This is a genomic window from Cellulomonas soli (assembly GCF_013409305.1).
GTDB classification, from domain to species: Bacteria; Actinomycetota; Actinomycetes; order Actinomycetales; family Cellulomonadaceae; genus Cellulomonas; species Cellulomonas soli.
This window is the reverse complement of record NZ_JACBZJ010000001.1, coordinates 2086270-2107406: the sequence shown is the minus strand read 5'-3', so window position 1 is coordinate 2107406 and position 21137 is coordinate 2086270. Positions and strand designations below refer to the sequence as shown.

13 protein-coding genes and 1 other RNA gene are annotated in these 21137 nt (G+C 75.8%); 1 reads left to right on the top strand and 13 read right to left on the bottom strand.

The features are described from left to right. Window positions 1–52: 52 nt before the first annotated feature. On the top strand, window positions 53–451 hold the full coding sequence (locus BKA22_RS09780) for a hypothetical protein (protein ID WP_146954488.1): 399 nt from the start codon (window positions 53–55) through the stop codon (window positions 449–451). A 13-nt stretch (window positions 452–464) separates the two neighbouring features. Here BKA22_RS09780 and ffs read toward each other — a convergent pair. The 13 genes from ffs to BKA22_RS09715 form a co-directional block, all read right to left on the bottom strand. Continuing rightward, window positions 465–561: signal recognition particle sRNA small type (gene ffs, locus BKA22_RS09775), an RNA gene on the bottom strand. A gap of 51 nt (window positions 562–612) precedes the next feature. Continuing rightward, entirely contained in the window at window positions 613–4956 is a 4344-nt protein-coding gene (locus BKA22_RS09770; RefSeq protein WP_146954487.1) for a helix-hairpin-helix domain-containing protein, read from the bottom strand. A gap of 63 nt (window positions 4957–5019) precedes the next feature. Next, on the bottom strand, window positions 5020–5997 hold the full coding sequence (locus tag BKA22_RS09765; RefSeq protein ID WP_146954486.1) for a hypothetical protein: 978 nt from the start codon (window positions 5995–5997) through the stop codon (window positions 5020–5022). A 100-nt stretch (window positions 5998–6097) separates the two neighbouring features. After that, window positions 6098–10603 (bottom strand): hypothetical protein, encoded by a 4506-nt coding sequence (locus BKA22_RS09760; RefSeq protein ID WP_146954485.1) that lies wholly within the window; start codon window positions 10601–10603, stop codon window positions 6098–6100. Beyond that, complete coding sequence (locus BKA22_RS09755; protein ID WP_146954484.1) at window positions 10590–12191, bottom strand: baseplate J/gp47 family protein; 1602 nt, start codon at window positions 12189–12191, stop codon at window positions 10590–10592. The genes BKA22_RS09760 and BKA22_RS09755 overlap by 14 nt, the downstream gene beginning before the upstream one ends. Next, complete coding sequence (locus tag BKA22_RS09750) at window positions 12188–12727, bottom strand: GPW/gp25 family protein (RefSeq protein ID WP_146954483.1); 540 nt, start codon at window positions 12725–12727, stop codon at window positions 12188–12190. The genes BKA22_RS09755 and BKA22_RS09750 overlap by 4 nt, the downstream gene beginning before the upstream one ends. 79 nt (window positions 12728–12806) lie before the next feature. Beyond that, window positions 12807–13139: a hypothetical protein gene (locus tag BKA22_RS09745; RefSeq protein ID WP_146954482.1), complete on the bottom strand. Its 333-nt coding sequence runs from the start codon at window positions 13137–13139 to the stop codon at window positions 12807–12809. Between the two features lie 55 nt (window positions 13140–13194). After that, window positions 13195–14007: a phage baseplate assembly protein V gene (locus tag BKA22_RS09740; protein WP_146954481.1), complete on the bottom strand. Its 813-nt coding sequence runs from the start codon at window positions 14005–14007 to the stop codon at window positions 13195–13197. Beyond that, entirely contained in the window at window positions 14004–15056 is a 1053-nt protein-coding gene (locus BKA22_RS09735; RefSeq protein ID WP_146954480.1) for a hypothetical protein, read from the bottom strand. Before BKA22_RS09735 ends, BKA22_RS09740 begins: the two co-directional genes overlap by 4 nt. A 1-nt stretch (window position 15057) precedes the next feature. Then, window positions 15058–15993, bottom strand: a complete 936-nt coding sequence (locus BKA22_RS09730) for a hypothetical protein (protein WP_146954479.1) — start codon at window positions 15991–15993, stop codon at window positions 15058–15060. Beyond that, entirely contained in the window at window positions 15990–20018 is a 4029-nt protein-coding gene (locus BKA22_RS09725; RefSeq protein WP_146954553.1) for a peptidoglycan-binding protein, read from the bottom strand. Before BKA22_RS09725 ends, BKA22_RS09730 begins: the two co-directional genes overlap by 4 nt. 86 nt (window positions 20019–20104) lie before the next feature. Further along, a complete protein-coding gene (locus BKA22_RS09720; RefSeq protein ID WP_146954478.1) occupies window positions 20105–20521 on the bottom strand; it encodes a hypothetical protein in 417 nt (138 codons plus the stop codon). Window positions 20522–20600: 79 nt separating this feature from the next. Beyond that, complete coding sequence (locus tag BKA22_RS09715; protein ID WP_218867040.1) at window positions 20601–21137, bottom strand: hypothetical protein; 537 nt, start codon at window positions 21135–21137, stop codon at window positions 20601–20603.

The following is a 21137-nucleotide window of genomic DNA, read 5'->3' as shown; positions in this document are numbered from 1 at the left end:
TCACCCTGTGCCGCGGAGCTCGCCGCCCGGGGTCGAGGGGCGGTGACGGCGCATGACCGTGCCTGGCTGGGGCCCGTCGGTGCAGCGGCCGTCGCTCACCGTGACCTCCGACGCCTCGGCCGACGTGGTCCGAGCGGCTGCGGTCGCCGCGCTGAGCGCCCGCCGGTTCGCCGTCTCGGAGCGAGACGGGACGACGCTGCAGGCGCGCCGGGTCCAGTGGTGGAACCTGACGGCCCAGACGTTGCCGGCACCGGTGGTCGTCCTGGCCACCGTGACCCCGACGGCGGACGGCACGGGCTGCACGACGAGCCTGACCGTCACGCAGGGCAAGGACGGGGTCCGGGTCGCGTCGCTGATCAGGGACCTTGTCGACGACTTGGTCGCACGGGTACGGCGGACGGGTGCCGACGTGCGGACCGGGCAGTGGGAGTCCGCACCGCGCGAGGGCTGAACCTCCCCGGGCATGCAAGGACCCCCCGCACACCCGCCAGAGCTCACCTGCCCTTGCTGCCTTCCGGCCCTGGGGGGGTTCAGCGAGATGACGCCGCACGAGGGGTCTGCCACCAGCCTAACGCAGCCACGGGACCGTCCGGACGCCCCGGTGTGGACGACTCAGTCGACGAGCGTGCGGCGGCCCCGGGCACGGACCAGGGCGGCGGCCTCGGCGACGAACGTCTCGGCCATCCGGTCCGACACCCCCGGCAGCGCCGCGACCTCGGCGACATCGGCCCGGGCGAGCGCGACGACATCCGTGATCCCGGCACGGGTCAGCGCCGTTGCCCGGGTGTCGGCGATCCCGTCGATGTCGCTCAGGGCGGCGTCGACCTGCGTGCGGGCGACGATGGCGGGCACCCCGGAACGCAGGGCCGCCGCCGCGCGGGCCGGGCCGTCGGCGCGGACCAGCACCCGGTCGACGGCACGGAACCGCGGGAGCGCGAGCGTGCGGGCACCGGCGACGACCTGACCGCCCAGCCGGACGCGGTCGGCACCGCACGTCGGGCACGCACTGACGGCCGCCGGCCGGCCCGCCGGGGTCGTGGCCGCGCGCACCTGCGCGGTCGGCCGGGCGCCCGCGACGGGACGGACCGGAGAGGGCGAGGCGACCACGGCGTCCGCTGCCGGTCGGGTACGACGGTCGCCCGTCGGTGCGTGCGTCCCGCAGGACTGGCAGTAGCAGCAGTCGTCGCACTCGCCGTCCTCGCCGGTCGGGGTCGGCGGGCACAGACCCCCCTCGGGCACCGGAGGGGGTGTCGGCACGCCGTCGTCGAGACGGACCGTCACGTCGGAGACGCGCAGCTCACCGGGGGCGTCGGATGCGAAGTACACCTCGACCTGGGCGACCGGACCGACCGCGAGCGCCAGGTCGTCCACGTCGACGACCGCGCCCGGGGGCAGCACCAGGCGCAGCTGGACCTCGGCGGCGCCCGCGGGCACCGTGCCACCGGCCGAGCGCGCGTCGAAGTCGAGGCTGTCGAGCGGGAGCGTCACGGTCTCGCCGACGGGCGTCCCGGTGTCATCGGCCGGCACGAGGTCGAGGTGTGCGCCCGGGGGGCCGTCGACGTGCGCGGATACCCGCAGGTCCCAGCGGTCGCCGGGTCGGGCGGGGGCGATCTGGGTGACGGTCGACGGCGCGGCGCCGCCGTTGGTGAAGGTCACGGCGACGGGTCGCCCGGGGACGTCGGCCCCGCCCGTCGATGGCGTGCCCGGTGCGCCACCGCGCAGCGGCGAGGTCACCGTGGTCACGGTCGTCGTGGGGGCGTCGGCGCTCCACGTGGCCGTGGCCAGGTCGGCCGTGCCGAGCAGGCTGACCTTGTCGACGAGCGTGAACCCCTCGGGCGAGAGGATGCGCACCTCGGCCTGCACGGCGCCCGCGGGTGCCACGAGGACCACCTCGTGGTGCGGCACGTGCGCCAGGGCGGACTCCTCCTCGGGGTCGAAGACCGTGACGGGGACGCGGTCGACCCGCTCGGCCGTGCACGCACCGGCGGCCCAGCGGACCTGGGCGACCGCACCCTCGACGGTCGTCAGGCCGTCGAAGGCGAAGCGGTAGCGGGCGCCGCCGACCGCGGGAACCACCTGGGACAGCGCGGACGTGACGGTCTCCGGGGCGTCCTTGGTGCGCACCCGGCGGGCGCGGGCGTCGCCGAGCAGGGCGAACAGCTCGCCGGTGGTGCGCACGGCGTAGGGGCGGACCGTGCCGGCGGTGAGCTCCCACTCGACGGGCAGGGCGTCGCCGAGCGGCACGAGGTCGGCCGCGGTCGCCTCGACGGCGGCCAGCAGCGCATGCGTCCCGGCGGCGCTGATCGCCACGCTCGCACCGTCCGGCGCCGCGGTGCCCAGGCGCCCGTCCTGCACGAGACGACGGCCGGGCACGTCGAGCGCGGCGACCGCGTCGGACCGCACGGCCAGTGCGACGGTCCCCGACGCGTCGACGGCCAGGGCCTGCGCGCGTCCGGCATCCACCGCCTCGAGCGGGACGTCGACGACCGTGGACAGGTCACGCACCCGGGAGAAGCGCACCCGGTCGTCGGCCAGCGTGAGCACCTCGGCGGCGGGCGCAGCGGGCACAGCGGGCACAGCGGTCGACGAGGCCCCGGTGGGTGACCCTGCGACCGTCGGGGCGACCGCCACGGCCCGCGCGTCGGCGACCGCGTCGACCTGCACGCCGACACCGCCCGCGAGCGCACCCCGGTCGGCGAACGTGACGAGCCGCCCGACCGTGGCGTTGCCCACGGCACCCGCAGCGCCCTCCTGCTCCAGCAGCGCGACGACCCGCCCGCCCGGTCCGGAGGCCAGGTCGCGCGGGAAGCCGGCCAGGCGCGCGGTCGGCAGGCCCGCCCAGTCGACGACCGTGCCCGCGGCCGCGGCCCGCAGGTCGGACCAGGGCACGTGCCGCAGCGCGCTGCGTGCGGAGAGCTGCGCGCGGTCGGGCCAGGCCAGCACGTAGACGCCGAGCCCGTCCTGGGCCGGCACGAGGCGGGCGACGGCGTCCGGGAACACGATCGCCTGGCCGACCGGTCGGCCGGTCGCGGTGTCGACGAGCACGAGCGTGCCCTGGGCATCGCCCGTGCCGAGCTCGTCGACGACCGCACGGTCGAGCGCGACGACCGCGGTCGCCCCGGTCGGGTCGAGCGCGAGGGCAGACGGGGTGCCGTCGCCGATCGCGCCGTCGACCTCCTGCGCGCCGGAGAACACGTCGAAGGCCAGCAGGTGCGCGACGCCGTCGACCTGCACCGCGGTGTAGGCGGTGGCGCTGTCGGGGCCGAACGCGCCGACACCGAGCTGGGCCGCGGGGTTCGTGGGGCGCAGCGGGGTCGGGCGGCCGACCGCCGTGCCGACGCGGAACCAGTCGACGAAGTCACCGTTCGCGACCCGCTCGCCACCCCCTGCGGGGGCACCCGCGCCGACGTCCGCGAGCGCGGTGTTCACGGCGTGCGCGACGTCGTCGAAGCCCAGGTCGACGTCGACCGTGCCGGCGGCCGCGAACCGTTGCAGCGAGACGGCGACCTCGGGCCCGCCGGCGCTCGCCCGCAGCTCGAGGGGCATGTGGAAGCCGGGGGTCGTGTGCCGCAGGCGCAGCTCCGCACGCAGCCCGCTCGATCCGGCCGTCGCGTCCCCCTCCGGGGTGGCTGCGCGCCAGGACAGCCCGCCGTCGCGGGTGTGCTGCAGGCCGGGGCCGGGCAGCAGCGCCGGGTTGCCGGTCGGGGCGTCCGGCCCGGCTCCCCCGCGTCCGTCGTCGCTCGACGCGCTCCAGGCCGCGGACCCCTCGGTGACCTGCAGGACGACCCACCTGCGCTGGCCTGCGGCGACCTCGACCTCGCCCGGCAGCGGGACGGACACCCAGGTGGGCCTGCCGGCCGCGTCCCGGGTGAGGGTCAGCGTCGCGGGGCGGGTCAGGGCGGACCTGCGACCGGGCTTGCCGTCGAGGTCGTCGACCAGGTCGAGCGCGAGGCCGACGGACGCGGTCACCGCGGTCAGCCGGACGTCGACCGACGTGACCACCTGCGTGGCCGGCAGCACGAACGCCTGCGCGAGCGACTGGCCCGACGTCACCGGCACCAGCTCGTCGTCGGCGCCCGTGGTGAGCGGGCCGAACACGACCCGGTCGGCCGCGAAGCCGCCCTGCGCCCGCCCGGCGGTGCCGCCGGTCACCGCGACCATGCCCGCCGGGACCGGCACCAGCAGCCTCCCCTGCCCACCGACCGGGGTGCCGTCGTAGGCGTAGGCCGCCTGCACGCTCGCCACGCCGTCCGGGGTCGCGGGGACGGCCAGCTCGTGCTCGATCTCCAGGTCGACGTCCAGGCGGGCGATCGAGTCGGAGTGCACGACGAACGGCACGACGTGGCAGCCGTCGACCACCTCGAACCGCGTGAGCATGCCCATGAGCAGGTCCGCGAAGTCGGGTGTGGTCACGGGCTCGACGAGGTCACCGGACCGCGCGAAGAACACCGGACCGCCCTCGAGCGCGACCGTTACGCCGCTCGGCGGCGAGGCCACCGTGAGCCGGGCCAGGTCCGCACCCGCCGCGGTCCCGGCCACACGCAGGCCGGTCACCGTCAGACCGGGCAGGGTCATCGCGTCCTGCAGCGCGAGGGCGGCACCGTCACCGATGCCCCCCGCGGCGTCCACCGCCATGAAGCCGCCGCCGAGGTCGACCAGCAGGGTTCCCGCGCCCACACCCGTGCCCGACCAGGCCGCGAGCCGGCGGCGGGCGTGCAGGTCGACCTCGACCGCGCCCGGGGTGCCGCTCGTGCGCGCCTTGACCGCCCCCCAGTCCCCCAGGCCGTCGACGAGCGCGAGCGACTCGAGGAACCGCGACCCCGTGTCCGTGCTCACCGGGGTGAGCGTGAGAACCGCCCGCCGCACCACGGCACCGACCGGCAGCCGGCGCAGCACGAGGCGCCGGTCGCGCTCGAACGGCAGCGCCCGCCCGCGGTGGGTGGTGCGGATGCGCATCGGGACCTCCTCGTGCGATGCGGCGGCGCGGCGTGCCGCCCGGGCCGTGGGTGGAGCGGTGGGTCAGACCTTGAGCAGCACCATGAGCTTCTGCTCGCGGTCGTAGCGGGTGCCGCCGATGTAGTCGCGGGCCGCGATCTCGTCCGCCGTGTCCGCCGGCGTGACGCCGAGGTACCAGAGGGCCAGCCGGTTGTTGTCGAGGTGCTGCACGAACACGCTCGTCGGGTGCGGGTGCAGCGTGATCGTCGCGTCGCCGCCGTCCTTGCCGCCGCCCGCCAGGACGGTCGAGGTCTCGAAGTTCACCGACTTGCGGGGGCGGACCTGGAACACGATGTCGTTCCAGTCGCCGTTCGCCTTGAGCTTGCGGACCGTCTGCTGCTCCTTGCAGCACCGCTCGAACCAGGGCGAGTGCGTGTACTGGTCGTCGTTGAACTGCTCGTTCGGGGCCCGGAAGAACGCCTTCCAGAACTCCGTCTCCAGGTCGTCGAGCGTCGAGGTGTCCGTGTACTCCACGCCGTAGCGCGTGAGCATGTCGGCGAAAGGGATGCCCATCTCGGGCCCGTCGGGTGGCTGGATGTCGACCGACCTGCGCTCGTTGTTCTCGCCCGTGACCCGGATGCGCCGCTCCTCGGAGTGGTGCAGGTAGAACGTCGCCCACGCGTCGCGCGTCTCGTCGTCCTCGCGGGAGACGACCTCGAAGTACTCCAGCCGGTACAGGTCGACCAGCGGCGGGGTGCCCAGGCCGTGCTCGACGACCTGCGGCTCGTCGTTCTTCAGGACGAGGAACAGCTGCTGGTAGCCCGTGCGGCCACGGACCTCGTCGAGCACGCGCTTGGTGATCTCCTCGGTGAGCGCGTCGAGGCCCTTGCCCTCCAGGTGCGTGGAGTCGTCGGCGCTGTGCACGTGCGTGACGGCGTCGGCCGCGGTCTGGGCGGTGCTGCGGATGTCGTCGTGGATCTTGTCCTGCAGCGTGTTCCAGTCCTCGGCGGTGAGCAGGTCGCCGGGTGCCCGGTCGACGTAGCGGGTGCTGGTCTCGCTCATGGTGGTCCCTCCTGGTGCTGGTGGTGCTGGCTCGGGCTGGATTGCGGCTGGGGTCTGGTCCGGGGTGGGGCCCGGGGTGGGGTCTGGTCGGGTGCGGCCGTCAGGGTGCCGCTCCGTCATCTGTGATCTCGACGGGCTCGACGCGATCGCGACCGACCGCCGCGCGCACCCCGGCGGCCTTGGCGGTCGCCACCCCGGCCGGGGAGGGTGCGAGGAGCGCGGAGGCAAGGGACGGTGGCGCCGGGCCGAGGACCGTGGCCCGGGCGAGCTCGAACGGCGTGCCGGGCACGTGCACCTCGAGGTCGTAGAAGCCGGGGGTGCTGCGCCGCAGCGCCACCCGCAGCCCGTCGCCCCACGTGCCCGGCTCGGGCGCGGACAGCACGGCGAACCGTCCCCCGAACCCCGGGTCGGACACGTACAGGCGGGCCGGGTCGTCGCGCGTGCCCCCGGTCAGCGGCACCGACGTGCGGAACGGGACCGCGACCGGCGACCAGCCGATCGGCACGCGGCCGACCAGCGCGGCGACGAGCACGTGCGCGGGGTCCTTGTTGACCCGCGTGACCAGGTGGGCGTCGTCGAGCTCGGGCTCGGTGACCACGCCCTCGAGCACGTGGGGGTCGGCCGTGCCGAACCGTGCCTCGCCGAACGTGGCACCGAAGCGCGGGTCCAGGTCGGCCGGCAGGTGCACGACGAACGCGCCCGCCTGGTGGGAGTCCCACGTGAGGGTGACGTGCGCGGTGGTGCGGCGCTCGCCGGTCCCGGCCAGGACGGCACCGACGGTGGCCGTCGTGCCCGCATCGCCCACTGCACCCGGAGCACCCGCAGCGGCGAAGCGGCTGAGGTCGAGCACGGCCTCCTCGGTGCATGGGCCGCCGGCGAACCTGTCCTCGTCGAACGACGCCTCGTCGAACCGGGCCGCCCGGCACTCCGTCCAGCTCCACGTCTGGCGGCCGCGCCGCACGGTCAGCGGGGCGGCGCCCGACGGGTCGGCGCTCACCTGCACGAGCGCGGGCGGCACGACGCGGGCGACGCCGTCCTCGACGATCGTCGCGCGGACCACGCCCGGGGCGCCCGGGACGACCTCGAGCGCCAGGCTGCCGCCCGCGCCGATGCCGTCGTCCACCCGCACCGACCAGCCCGCGTCGGGCGCGGCCAGTCGCGGACCGGACACCCCGGCGGGCGTGCGGACCTCGACGCGGGCCGGGACGTCGGAGGCGCCCGTGCTGGTCAGGCGGATCGTCGCGCCGTGCCGGACGGGTGCGGTGAGCGTCGCGGGGACGGGCGGGTACTCCTCGAGGTCGAGGTGCCGCACGGGGACGACCTCGACGCGGCTGGACGGGCCCGTGGTGGACGACGTGAGCCGCAGCCGCTGCTCGGCCGTCAGCGCCGCCGACAGGCCTGGCGAGGAGGCGGTCGAGCCGGAGCCGGTCGGTGTGGTCTGCCCTCCGAGGACCCCGGCGCCGACCTGCGCGGCCGTGATCGCCGCGACGACCTCCGGGCCGGATGTGCGGGACGGGACGACGCCGGCGAGGTCGACGTCGACCGGCTCGCCACCGTCGACCGCGAGGCGCAGCAGCGCACGCCCCGACAGGTCGACCGGCCCGAGCAGGTCGACCGTGCCGTCCAGGACGGCGGGACCGGCAGCCTGACCGGTGGCGACCCGCGCGCCGGGACCGAGCAGCAGCGCGGCGGCGTCGCCCGTGTGCGTGAAGCCCAGGCGCAGCCTGCTCGACGGCCCGCTCGTCGGGGACATGACCCGCACGGACAGGCCGCCGGGCACGACGGCGGTGCTCGCGGTCGCCGTCGTGCGGGCGTTGATCGCGGCGGCCACCTGCGCGGCGGTCACGGCGGCCCGGGCGCCGTCGGGCAGGCCTGCGGTCAGGTCGACCGTCACCGCCTCGCCCTGGTCGACCGTCACGGACAGCAGGTGGGCGACCCGCAGGTCGATCCCGGCGGTCAGGTCGGCCGTGCCGGTGACCTGAGCGGGCACGGCTGCTCGCCCGGCGTACGTGCGCGGGGCGTCGATGCCCAGCAGGGCCGCCGTCACGTCGGTGCCGGTCGTCGGCACCTCGACGTGCAGCGCGCTGCCCGCGCCGGTCGTCGGGGACGTGAGCAGCAGGTGCGTGCCGTCGTGCGCCGCGACCGACGCCCCGAGCGTGAGGTTCACCAGGGCGACCAGCCGGCTGAGCGCGAGCGTGGACGGGCCCGCGCCGTCGCCGAGCGGCACGTCGACCGGGGCCGCGGCATCCACGCCGAGACGCAGGGCCGCGTCGGCGGGCACGGTGACACCGGCCGAGAGGTCGACCGTGCCGGTGAACCGGACGCCGCCGGCACCTGCGCCCCGGACGTCCACGCCGCCGCTGTCTGCCGCACCAGCACCAGCACCGAGCACGGCGGTCAGCGCGTCCACGGCACGGGTCGGCTCGACCTCGACCCGTGACCCGGCGCCCGGCGTCGGGTCGACGAGCACCAGGGTGCGCCCGTCGGTGAGGGCGACCGGCGGACCGGCCGCCCCGCCGGGGGCCACACCCGTCGACGTGTCGATCGCTGCGTTGATCGACGCGGCGACGGTGGCCACCGTGGTGGCGCGCGGCCGGTCCGGGTCCGCGCAGTCGACCTCGACCGGCGCGCGGTCCCCCACCCGCACGCGCAGCCACCGCGCGTCGCGCAGGTCGACGCCACCGGTGAGGTTCGTGCTCCCGGCCAGCCGTGCGGACGTCTCCGGCGTGCCGACCGCGGCACCGGCGGTGAAGCCGAGGACCGTGGTCGCGGCGTCGTCGGTCACCCGGGCGCGGGTGACGAACCGGCGGCGCGCGGTGACCCGCAACGGCTCGACGACCAGCCGACCGCCCGCGCCGTCGGTCGGCGAGACGAGCACGAGGTGCGTGCCGTCGTCGGAGGCGACCGGGCTGTCGTCGGGGCGGTGCAGCGCCGTGTTGACCGCGTCGACGAGCTCGTCGCGCGTGACGCGGTCGGGGTGCGCGGCGCCGGCGCGCAGGTCGACGTCGACGGGATCCTCGTCGTCCACGCGCAGCCGCAGCACGTGCGCGGCGGACAGCTTCGCGCCCGCGGTCAGGCCGACGGTCCCGGTGAACGCGGCCGTCACCGGCGCGGCACCCGTCGCCGAGCGGGGGCGCAGGCCGAGCACGCGCGGGGCGGCATCGCCGTCGACCTCCTCGACGCGCACGCTGCCCGCGGCGCCCGCGACCGGCGAGGCCAGCGTGATCCGGTCGCCGTCGTGCGTCGCGACCTGCGCACCGAGGCCCTCGTTGAGCGAGCTGACGATCTCGCCGGGCAGGGTCGCGGCCGGGTCGAGCCCGGCGACGTCGACGTCGACCGGGTCCTCGTCGTCGACCGCGACGCGCAGCACCGAGGCCGTGCTCAGGTCGACGCCGGTGCCGATGGCCCGGTGGGAGACGAGCGTGCCGCGACGGTCCGGCAGCCCGACCGCGCTGCGCGGCGCGTCCCCCAGGAGCCGTGCCGTGGCCGGCTGCGCCGCGGGGTCGAGCAGCACCACGGAGCCGGCCGGGCCGACGGTCGGGGACGTGAGCGTCAAGGTGCGTCCGTCGTCCGCGGCGACCACCAGACCGGGGTGCACGGCGGCGAGCGCGGCGTTGATGGCGGCGGTCACGTCGGACAGGTCGACGTGCGCCGGGTCGACCGACCCGGCGGCGCAGTCGACCTCGACCAGGTGCGTGCCGTCGACGAGCACCCGCAGGTACCGGGCGTCGGTCAGGTCGAGCGCGGTGCTCAGGTCGGCGGTGCCGACCACACGCGCGCGGGTCGCAGCCGCGCCGTCGTAGGTGCGCGGGGGCAGGCCGAGCACGAGCGTGGCCGCGTCGTCGGGCCGGTCGGCCACGTGCACCGCGGACGTGGTGCCGACGGTCGCGGAGGCCAGGTGCAGCCGCCCGTCGGCGACCCATGCCCGGACCCCGGCCCCGAGCTCGGCGACCACGGCCTGCGCGACCTCGGCGGCGGTCACGTGCGCGTGCGTCGGGTCGGCGGCGGCGACCGTGAGGTCGACGGGCACCTCTCCCCCGCCGTCCAGCGCCACGGACAGCAGGTGCGGCCCGCGCAGGTCGACCCCGGCGGACAGGTCGACGTCGCCGACCAGCTCGGCCGCCTGCGCGTCCGCCCCCCGCCGGTCGACGGCCGGCACGCCGAGCACCCGGACCGCGGCGTCACGGCCGTCGGGCAGCGACGTGACGAGCACCGGGTCCGGCCGGGTCCACCAGGTGTCGAGCGCCTCGTCCTCGAGGTGCAGGCCCAGGGCCTCGGCCGCGGTCCGCAGGATGCCCTGGACCGTCACCGTCGAGTCGAGCCTGCTGCGCACGTACCGCAGGAGGTGGTCGCGGAACTCCTCGACGGACTCGTCGGGCCGGGGCGCGAGCCCGTAGAGCGCCGCGATCAGCGCGAGGTCGTGCACCTCGCGCCCGCCGGTGTCGGCGAACGGCACCCAGTGCGCGCGCATGACCGCGACCAGCGAGTTCTCCGCGCTCTGCAGCTCCCCGCCGTACGCGTCGACCAGGGCGCGCAGCGCGGAGGGGTCCCCTCGCAGCCGGAACGTGGGCGGGAGGGCGGCGAGGATCCGGTCAGCCTTGGGCATCGCCGTCCTCCACGCTGACGTCGGCGGGACCCATGTCGAGCGCGATCCACCACGGCTCGCCGTCGACCGTGGCGAGCACGGTGAACGTGCCGGCCTCGATCTCCTCGTCGGTGGCCGGGGTGGCCGGCGTCGCAGCCGAGCGCAGCAGAGACCGGTCGGGCACCCGGGCCTCGGACGGCGCGTGCGACCCGGCGTGCGTGACGGCGTCGGCGAGCGCGGCCCGCAGCGCGGCGGCGTCCCCGGCCGGGGCGAGCGCGACGGCCTGCACGAGCGCGTCCACCAGCCCGCCGTCGCCGTCCGGCCCGGCCAGGTCGGCGCGCGCGACGACCACGTCGACCACGGTCGCCTCCGAGACGTCCGCCACCGCGCGGACCGCCTTCAGCATCGCGGCACCGTCCGCCGGGTCGCCGCGGGTCAGGCCGTCGACGTACGCCGCCAGCGCGGCCACGATGTCGGACCGCACCTGCTCGCGTCCCAAGTTGGGCAGGCCCGGGGTGATCGTGGCGCGCACGCGCGGCGTGACGAAGACGTACCGGGCGACCAGCGTGGCCAGCACCCCGGCCGCGCGCGTGGCGTGCACGGCGTCGACCAGGCTGGGCAGACGTTCGGGCTCGGCGTCGACGACGACGGTCACGGCCCCCGGCTCGCTGCGGTGGTCGAGCGGGCCGTTGGGGTCGAAGAGCTCGACGGGCGTGCCCCGACCCTCGCGGACGGCGAGGTCGAGCGCGGCGATCGTCGCCTTGCCCAGCCCGCGCAGCACCGCCTTGGCCCGTTCGCGCAGCTCGTCGTCGGTCTCGTCGGCGGCGGCCCGCTGGGTCGGGTCGAGGTTGCTGACCCGCTCGATGCCGCCGACCGGCTGGGACATGCCGGTGATGGCACCGGCCGGCACGAGACCCGCGTCACCGGCGAAACCCCGGTCGGCACGCACGGGCACGTCGATGCGCACCTGGCCACGCTGCAGCGTGCGCAGCTGGGACGCGGCGAACACCACGGTGCCGTCGGTCGTGGTCAGTCGCGTGCCCGCGGGGATCGTGATGTTGCCGTCGCCGCCCGCGGCGCGGAAGAACGTCACGAGACCCTCGGCGAACTCCGCGGTCCGGCGCGTGACGTCGAGGATCGCCACGACGTGGTCGAGCGAACGGCCGGTCGCGGTGTCGACGAACGCCGACAGGTACGCGAGGTTGATCTGCTCGTACACCGTGGCGATCTCGCGCCCGACCGCCTCGGTGAGCGTGCGCGTCACGGAGCCGACGTTGATGTCCGACAACGGTGAGCGCGAGTCGACGCGGAAGTAGTCGACGTAGAACGTCGAGTCGTCGTCGGGCAGCGTGCCGTCCTCGAGCCACAGCACGGTGTTGGTCGCCGGCTCGAACGCGAAGTCGATCCGCACGAGGAACGTGCGCGGCGCCCCGGCGGCCGTGCCGGTGATGCCGCGCACCCCGGTGGACGGTTCGGCGAGCGGGTAGGCCAGCACCTTGAGGTCGAACAGCACGGGCTCGTTGACGACGCCCCCGACGACCGACGTCAGGATGTCGTCCACCAGGTCGCCGAACGGCCGGTGCACCAGGGTCTCGGTGTCGCCGTTCACGGCGCACCCCCCTCCAGCGGGACAGGGAACACGAGGTTGAGCTCGGTCACCTGGTCGATCGCGACGACCGAGGCCCGCACGTCGACCCAGGTGGGTCGGCGGCGGTCCGTCTCGACGGTGATCGACCGGACCGCGGCGACCCGCGGCTCGTCGAGCAGGGCCTGCAGGGCGAACAGCCGGGCCCGGTTGCGGGTGGTGACCGTGTTGGGCTCGCCGATCAGCTCGTGCAGCCGGCTGCCGTACGTGGGGTGGCCCAGGTGCGCGAGCTCGCCGACCTGGGTGAGGAACCGCAGGACGAGCGCCTGCTGCAGGTCCTCGACGCCCTCGACGCGCTGCAGGTCCTGCGGGGACGAGGCGGGTGCGCCGGGCAGGGCCGTCTGCGGGCGGGGGGCGACGAACAGGTCGGAGCCGCGCTCGCGCTGCTCGGCGGTGAGCAGGTCGCCGAGCAGGCGCAGGTCGGTCCCGAAGTGCGCGGCCCGGGGCGGCGCGGTGCCGGTGCCGGTGCCGGTGCCGGTGCCGACGGTCGGGGTGCTCATCGGGTGCTCCTCGTCGAGCGGGTGCGGTTCAGGGGATGCGGGCCGGGCCGCGCGTGCGGGTTCTGCCGCGGGTGCCGTGTCATGGCGGCCACCCGTCGCTCACGGAGGTCGTCGCGGGCGGCCCCACGATCTGCAGCACCCCGGGCGGCGAGGGGATCATGTCGCCCATCCGCACCAGACCCCGGCCGCCGACGCTCACCCCGGACGAGCCGAGCGGGCCGATGACCAGCGGGTACGGCACGCCGGTCACGGAGTTGACCATCGTGCAGATCGAGCCGGTGGTGGCCAGCGGCATGCCGTTCGCGGTGACCCACGGCGGCAGGACGACCAGGAGCGTGCCGGTGTCGGGCGCCCCGGCGGCACCGGGGGTGACCACGACGACGCAGCCGACGGCGACGGGTGGTCCTGGCACGGTGGTCCTCCTTCCTCCTCCAGCGGGCGGGTCCTGCTGACGGTGCGTGCGCCCCTCAGGGCGAGAACGACGTCTGGCCCTTCACGGTCACGAACGCCCCTTGCACGGTCGCGCCGGCCGAGCCCTGCAGCTCGGCGGTGACGGCGCCCTTGACGGTCGCGGTCGTGCCCGCGTCGGCCGTGATGCTCGTGCCGGCCTTGAGGGTGAGCGACCCGCCCGCCTCGAGGGTCAGGTCGCGCGAGGCCGTCAGCTGCACCGAGCCGGACGACTCGACGGTGACGTCGCCGTCCTGGTCCATGACCACGGTCGTCGAGCCCGAGCTGACCCGGACGGTGCCTCCGCTGCTGCCCGACTGGTCGAGGCGCAGCTCGCTGGCCCCGGCGGTCGCGGTGACCGTGCCGTCGACGATCCGCACGGTGATCTTGGGCGGCATCCGGATGACGAGCTCGCGTGCCGGGTCGGCGGCCGCGTCGTCGGCGTGGTTGCGGATCGAGGCGAGCACGCTCGCGTCGTCGTCGGCCGCGAGCGGCAGCCGGAAGACCACCTCGTCGGTCGTCGACGTCGGCGGACGGTCCTCGTCGTCGTACACCCGGCCGATGACGAGCGGGGCGTTGACGTCGCCCTGCAGGAACGCGACGAGCACGAGGTCGCCCACGTTCGGGATCGCGACCGTGCCGATCCGGTCGGTCGCGACGGGCACCCGACGCAGCGCCAGGCCCGAGCCGCGCAGCACCAGGTCGACCGCGTAGTTGTCGTCGTCGGACTCCTCGGCGTGCGGGTGCACGTCCTCGACGACGGCCAGCTCGGTCACGCGCACCGCGGCCAGCTCGTGCCGGACGATCGCGGCGATGGTGTCGACGAGCGTCACGGGGCACCTCCGGGGGTCGGGACGGCGGCGGCCGCGGCCCCCGCGAGGGAGCGCAGCACGAGGTCGGTGAGCAGGCCGTCGGCCTTGCTGAGCCGGTGCGTGACGGCCCGCACCTGGTAGTTCCCGTCGAGCCGGTCGACGCCGGAGCGCTCGGGGAACCGTTCGAGCCGCACGAGGTCGCCCAGCAGCACCTGCGGGCGGCCCTGGATGCGCACCCGCACGCCCAGCGAGGCGGCCGTGAACGCGTCCGCGAGCGCCGTGGCCGTGGCCTGGGCGACCCGTGCGGTGCGCAGCACCCACCGTTCGACGAGCAGCGTCGGGGTGCCCTGGCCCGCGGTGCCGTGCCGGGGCCCGACGTCCTTGGTCAGCCATGCCCACGACTCGTCGCCGCGGGACGAGCCCGGGCTGTCGCCGACGACCTGCACGGCGCCGGCGCGCGGGCGGGAGCGCCACTGCTCGGCGGCCAGCACGTGCTCGCCGTGCTTGAGCACGTGCACCGAGCGGCTGCCGGTGAACGCCTCGAAGACCACGGCGCCGTCGGGGTCCAGGTACGTGTCGAACCCGGCGAGCCAGGCCAGGTCGCGGATGTGCCGGGAGGCCGAGCGGCGTCCGTCGACGACGTAGGCGGACAGCGCGGGGCCGTCCTCGACGCGTGCGACGTCGACGCCCGCGGTCTGCGCGAGCGAGCGGACCACGTCGCCCGCGGTGCCGTCCTCGAACGTGCGGTCGACGTAGGTGCGCAGCAGCGCGTCCGCCCGGGAGAGCCCGACGACGCGTTCGGTGCGCAGCCCCGGCTCGACCGTGTGGACCGTGCCGGTGAGCACCCGGCGCAGGTCGCCGTCCTCGTCGGCGTAGCCGAGCTCGACCGTGAGGTCGTCGCCCGGTACGGCCCGCAGACCGCCGACCTGGCCCTGCACGTAGGTCACCTCGTCGGCGGGGGTGTCCATGTCGAGCCGGACCGTGAGCTCGACGAGCGTGGAGGCGCGCGGCTCGGCCGTCGTGTCGACCACCCGGTCGCCGACGGTCACGCGGTACGCGGGGCGCAGCACGTCACCCACCCCCGCCCGAGCCGGCCCGGCCCGCGGATGCGTCGGCGTCGAGCCACGCGAGCACGGTCGAGCTGTCCGTCGCGGGGTCGCGCGGGTCGCCCAGCTCGGTGCGCACCGCGTCGCGCAGGTCGGCGGTCGCGGGCGAGAACACGTCCGACGCGACGAGCGCTGTGGGCAGCGGGGCCCGCACCAGGGCGGGCACGTAGGTGCCCAGGAGCGCGGCCCGCCACTCGCCCACCCGCGGGTCGAGCGCGACCCGCAGCATCGCCCGCACCAGCCGCGCCCGCCGGTCGGCCGGGAAGTCGGCGCCGAACGTCATGTCCTCGAAGGCCGCGACCAGGTAGACCTGCTGCGCGTCCAGACGCGTGCCCGGATCCTCGGCGGTGCCCATGAGCATGTCGAACCGGGCTGCGTCGGCGCGCACCGCGTCCCGCACGGCCACCCACACGTACCGGGCGAACACCGCCCCGCCCTCGCCGCGCCGCCGGTGCGCCTCGGCGAGCAGGCGGTCGACCGTCGGGCTGCGCCGCTGCACCGCCCGGGCGAGCCGCACGTCCGCGAGCACCCCCGGGGGGTCCTCACCCGCGGAACCTGCGCCGGCCGGGCGCAGCGACGTGCAGTGCTCCGGGGTGAGCAGCACGGCCAGGTCGGTCGACCCGCCGCCGGTGAACGCGACGAGGCGGTCGCCGACGTGCACCGAGGCCCACAGGTCGGCGTTCGAGGTGACGCTCACCGGCACGCGCACGTGCTCGCCGGGCGCCGCGTGCACGCGGCCCTTGACGACCTCGACGAGCTCGACCTCGATCGTGCCGGTCCCGACGGCCAGGCCCGGAGCGGAGCCGGGCACGCCTCCGGCGCCAGGGGCGAGATCCACCGCACAGACGTCCACCGCGACCACCACGGCCGCGGCGAGGAGCTCGGAGACGACGGCGTTCATGCGCGCGCGTCCTGCACGAGCGTGTTGAGCCCGGTCGGCGGGCGCACCTCGACGCCCGAGGCCGTCGCGGTGACCGCGGGCGTGGACGGCACGCGTGCGGTCACGGCGCTCGCGGGTGCGGAGACCACGGCGATGGCCCCGGTGCCGGGGTCGATCGTCCACCGCCCGTCGAGCTGCCAGTCGACGCGTTCGAGCGCGCCGTACAGCCGGTCGGCCGGGTCGCCCGTGGCCCCGGCGACCGCGGTGGCGTTCGTCCAGAGGGTCAGGGTCGCGTCGAACCGGATGCGCAGAGTGAAGGCGGTGAGCCGGGCCGCGGCGACCGCGGGGTGCGGGTTCGTGATGCCGACCCCGGGGCTGTCGACGGCCTCGACGATCCAGCGCTGGCCGATCGGCAGCGGGGTGCGGCTGCGGATCCGGCTGCGGGTCAGCGAGGACGTCTCGCCGCCCGAGCCGCCGCCGGGTCGACCGGTGTCGAGCACGGGTGGCACGACGAGCGCGGGGGCCGGGTCACCGGGGATGAACTCACCGCCCGGGCCGGTCGCCGCCGCACGGTTCGACGCGAAGACGAACGGTGCGGGGTGCACGGTCGGCGGTGCGGTGGTCGGGTCGGTGAACGTCGGGGAGAACGTGGTCGGCGAGAGCAGGTCGTTGGTCCACGAGCCGAAGTACCGGTCGGCGGACCGCCGCCCGTCGGTCCCGCCCGTGACCAGGTCGACCTGCGCGTTGAGGTGCACGGCCGCCGTGCCGGGGTTCGCGATGTCGAACTGCCCGGAGCGCACGTCGAACCCGTTGCCCGCGAGCGGCGTCACGACGAAGTTCGCCGAGGACGCCACGGTCGAGTCGAGGAACAGCGTGGCCCGGCCCAGCACGACGTTGCGCACGATCGCCGGCTCCCGGTCGACGCCCTGGTCGTAGCGCCCGTTGCCGTTGCCGTCGAGGAACGCCCGCACGTGGTAGGTCCCGGTGCCGTCGGTGAGCAGCGTGGCGCGCAGCGCGTCGGCGGCGTCCTCCACGAGCGTGGGGGCCGGTGCGGCGTGCAGCGCGACGATCGCGGGCGCGTCGTCCCCGCCGTCCGCCGCGGGGATGCCGGCGGCCCGCAGGACGCTCCACCGCACGGGTGCGCCGACGGGACGCACGGTGACGCGCAGCGCGATCGGGTCGGCGACGACGACCGACCCCTCCAGCAGCGGCACGGGCGGGTTGACGCGCGGGTTCGTGTCGAGGTCGGCGGGCACGGGTGCGGCCGGCGCGGCCGGGACCACGTGCGGCGGGACGGGTCCGTTGCCGAGCCGGGCGGTGCGCGGCGCGGTGCCGGGGATCGTCATCGTCAGGTCGCGCAGCTCGACGACGGTGAGCTGCACGTGGTCGCCGTCGGCCTCCACGGTGTCGATGCCGAGCTGCAGCGTGGCGTCACGCAGGGCCCCGCTGACGGCCGCGCCCTCGACCCAGAACCGCAGCCCGTCGGCGGGCACGGCGGCGTTGGGCGTCAGCACCGGGAACGGCACGACGGCCTGCCCGGGGGCGGCGACCTCGTCGGCCGCGGCGAACAGCCGGGTGCGAGCGTCGAGCGCGGCGAGCCGGAGCGTGCCGGTGAAGGCGGCGGGCTGCGCGGCCCGCACCGTGAGCAGGGCGCGCCCGGCGTGCGTCCCCGCGTCCTGCACCTGGACGAACCGGCCGGGCGTGATCTTCGCGGCCTCGCTCAGCGGCACCGGGTCGACACCGACCGCGGTCCGGCTCGCGTGCAGGTCGAGCGTCAGGGCGACGCAGGTCAGCGTGTGGGTGGCGGACAGGCCCGGGGTGGCACCGACCGTGAGCCGCAGCGTGAGGGTGACGTCACCGACGGCGGCGGACGCCGCCCGGCCCTCGGTGAACAGCGTGACCCCGGCGGTCAGCTGCGCGGCGGTGAACACGTTGTCGACCCCGTCGAACGTCAGCTCGGTGCCGCCCGCGGCCGCGTCGAACAGCCGCACGACGTCCGACGACCGGGTCAGCGTGCCGCTGCCGGTGAACGCCGTGGACGCGCGCAGCACGACCGGCCGTCGCGCCGGGTTGGTGTGCGGCTTCTTCACCACGACCACCTCCGGACCCGTGATCGACGGCTGCACGGAGGCGACCGCGCGGTCCACGATCACGACGTCCACCGGCGCGGACCCGTCCAGGCGCAGGCACACGGCGTTCCCGCGGACGTCGGCGAGCGTCTGCGTGCGGGTGCGGGCGAGGAACGGGCCGTCGACCGCGAGCACGTAGACGCCCGGGCCCTTCTGCTGCGGGTACGTGAACGACCCGTCGGGCTGCGTGCGCCCCGCGACCGGCTCGCCCGCGTGCACACCGGCCGCCGTGGCGGGCACCTCGCCGTCCAGGTACTCCCCGTCGGCGGCCATGAGCACGTACGGCCCGGACGCGTACGGGCTGCCGTCCTCGAAGGTGATCGTCCCGGCCACGACGAACGAGCCGGGCTCGGCGGGGGTCCGGCACCACGGCTGCGAGGCGGGTGCCGGCCCGGTGGTGCCCGGGGCGTTCGACGGGCACGGCTGGTCCCACGGCACGACGAACCCGTCGCGCGTGGTCGCGGTGCCGTCGTCGAGGCACCACCCGCCGCCGCCCGCGCCCGCCGGGACCTGCGCGAGCGTGACCGGCGCGGGCACGGCCACGGGCATCGTCTGCTCGTGCACGAACAGCAGCTCGGTGCGCCGGTTGGGCCGCCACGCGGTCAGCACGTTGAGCACCGGGTCGTCCTCGCCGCAGCCGAGCCAGCGCAGCGGCCCGTTGTCGCAGCCGGCTGCGTCGGCGTTGCGCATCAGCCGGTCGACGGGCAGGTCGAGCGCGTCGTGCGCGAGGTACTCCTCGATGAGCACCGGCCAGGTCGCGTCGCCCACGACGCCGTCGTCGACGAGCCCGTGGTCGCGCTGGAACTGCCGCACGGCCGCGTCGGTGTCGGCGAGGTCCTTGCCGACGTTGCCGCGGAACCGGCCCAGGTCCTGCAGCATGTGCTGCACCTCGCGCGTGCCCCAGCTGTCCTTGACGGTGTCGGTCGTGCCGGTGGGCCGGGTGCGGCGCAGCTCGTCCCACTCGGCCACGGAGCGTGCCGGGTCGGAACCGAAGGTGAGCATCGCGTAGGTGGCCCGGCCGCGGCGCTCGGACAGCGCCTGGTTGTAGGCGTCCGAGCCGACCTTGTCGGTGTGCCCGACGATCAGCAGCCGCTCGTCGGCGTGCGCACGGGCCCGTTCGACGACGCGGGCCAGCACGTGCCTTTCGCACGGCTCCACGAACGCCTTGTCGAAGTGGAACGTGATGACGAGCACCGTGCCGACCTTCGCGCCGCGGCGCAGCACGATCGTCACGGACGTGACCGCGCCGTCGACGACGCGCACGGGCGCCGACCCGCTGAGCACCTCGCGCTGGCCGGTCGGGGTCGCGGTGTCGTCGACGAGCGCCTCGGCCGTGTAGCTGCCGGCCGGGAACGGGTCCTCGAACCACGTGTCGGGGCGGATCCGGTTCGTCAGCACGCGGTCCAGCGGCAGCGCGTCCTCGTCCTGGGTGCCGCGCACCGAGACGTGCACCCGGTCCATGTCGAACGCCGGGTCGCCCTCGACGACGACGGTCACGGACAGCTGCGCCTGCTCCACGGGCGGCGGCGGGGGCGGCGGGATGATCACCGGCTCGACCGTGACCGGCTCGGCCTCCGTCAGCTCGCGCAGCGTGAGCGCGTACTCGTAGGCGCTGGGCCGCCCGGCGACCTCGCGCACGTCCATGCGTTCGACGACGACCTGGTCGACGAGCGTCGCGGTGGAGATGTCCGACACGAACGGCACGGGGTCGCCCGCGTGGAACTGCTCGCGCAGCGCGGCCAGACCGGTGTGCACGTCGGGCCGGGTGAGCACGCCCGTGAGCGTCAGCCGTGCGCCGCGCCGGCCGAGGTCCTGCAGGAAGTCGCCCTCGAGCGCAGGGACGGGGTGGCGCACGACGACCTGGTCCTCGTCGGTCGTGACGACCTGGACCTGCTCCAGCTCGAGGTCGCCGAGCATGGGACGGACCACTGCGCACCCCCTCTCCTCCGTCGGGTTCCGGTCGGACTGGCTCAGGCTCGGCTCAGGCTCGGCTCAGGCTCGGCTCAGGCCTTGAGCGAGGTGAGGTGGGCGCTGATCGCGGTGATGAGGTCGAGCAGCTCGGTCTTGACGGCGTCGACCGACGGCAGGCCCGTGACCACGTCGGCCACGTCCGCGATCGCGTCGATGCTCGAGGTCTCGTCGGGCAGCAGCTTCTTGGCCGCGTCGAGCAGCGCGGGGATCATCCCGGTCAGCTGGGCGACCTCGCCGAGCCCGGGGATCGCCCCGACGTCGAGGTTGGTGATCTCGGTGCGCAGCTTGTCGAGCAGCCCGACGAGCTGGTCGAGCAGCTCGTTGATCTGCGGGACGAGCGCGGCGATCGCCTGCACGGCGGGCTTGATCGTCGCGACGTTGTCGTCGAGGAACGACTTGAAGTCGGTGAGCACCGACTTGAGCTGTTCGAACAGGTTCGCGTCGGCCATCGGTCTCTCCTGTCGGGCCGGTACCCGGAGGCACGGGGTGGGTGTGCGCCCGGACGGAGCCCGGGCGAGTGGCGGCCGGTCAGGGTCCGCCGGAGGCCTGGCGCAGCGCGACCAGGCGGTCGAGCAGGTCGGACAGCGGCGCGACGAACCGGTCGAGGCCGGTCTCGAACGGGACGGCCAGGTCGAGGCCGTCGAGCACGTCGCCCAGCTGGTCCTCGGCGTCGCCCAGGACGTCGGCGTCGAGGGCGTCGGTCGCGGCCGGCTCGACGGGTTCGGTGAACTCGTGCAGCGTCACGACGTACGCGTACCGGTCGGGGCTGCCGGCGAGCTGCCGGACCTGCACGTCGTCGACGAGCACCTGCTCGACGTCGGTGTCGGCCGTGATGTCGGCGACGAACGCGACCGGCTGCCCGGTGCGCATGTCGGCCTTGAGGCGTTCGACGACGTCGAGCGCGGACGGGCCCGACGCGACCCCGGAGAGCGTGATGCCGGTGGGGGCGCGGCCGAGGTTCTGCAGCATGCTGCCGTCCTTGCCGGGCGCCTTGTGCTCGGCGAGCGCGCGACGGTCGACCGTCGTCAGGTCCTGGACCTGCGGCAGCTCCTCGCCGGCGAGCAT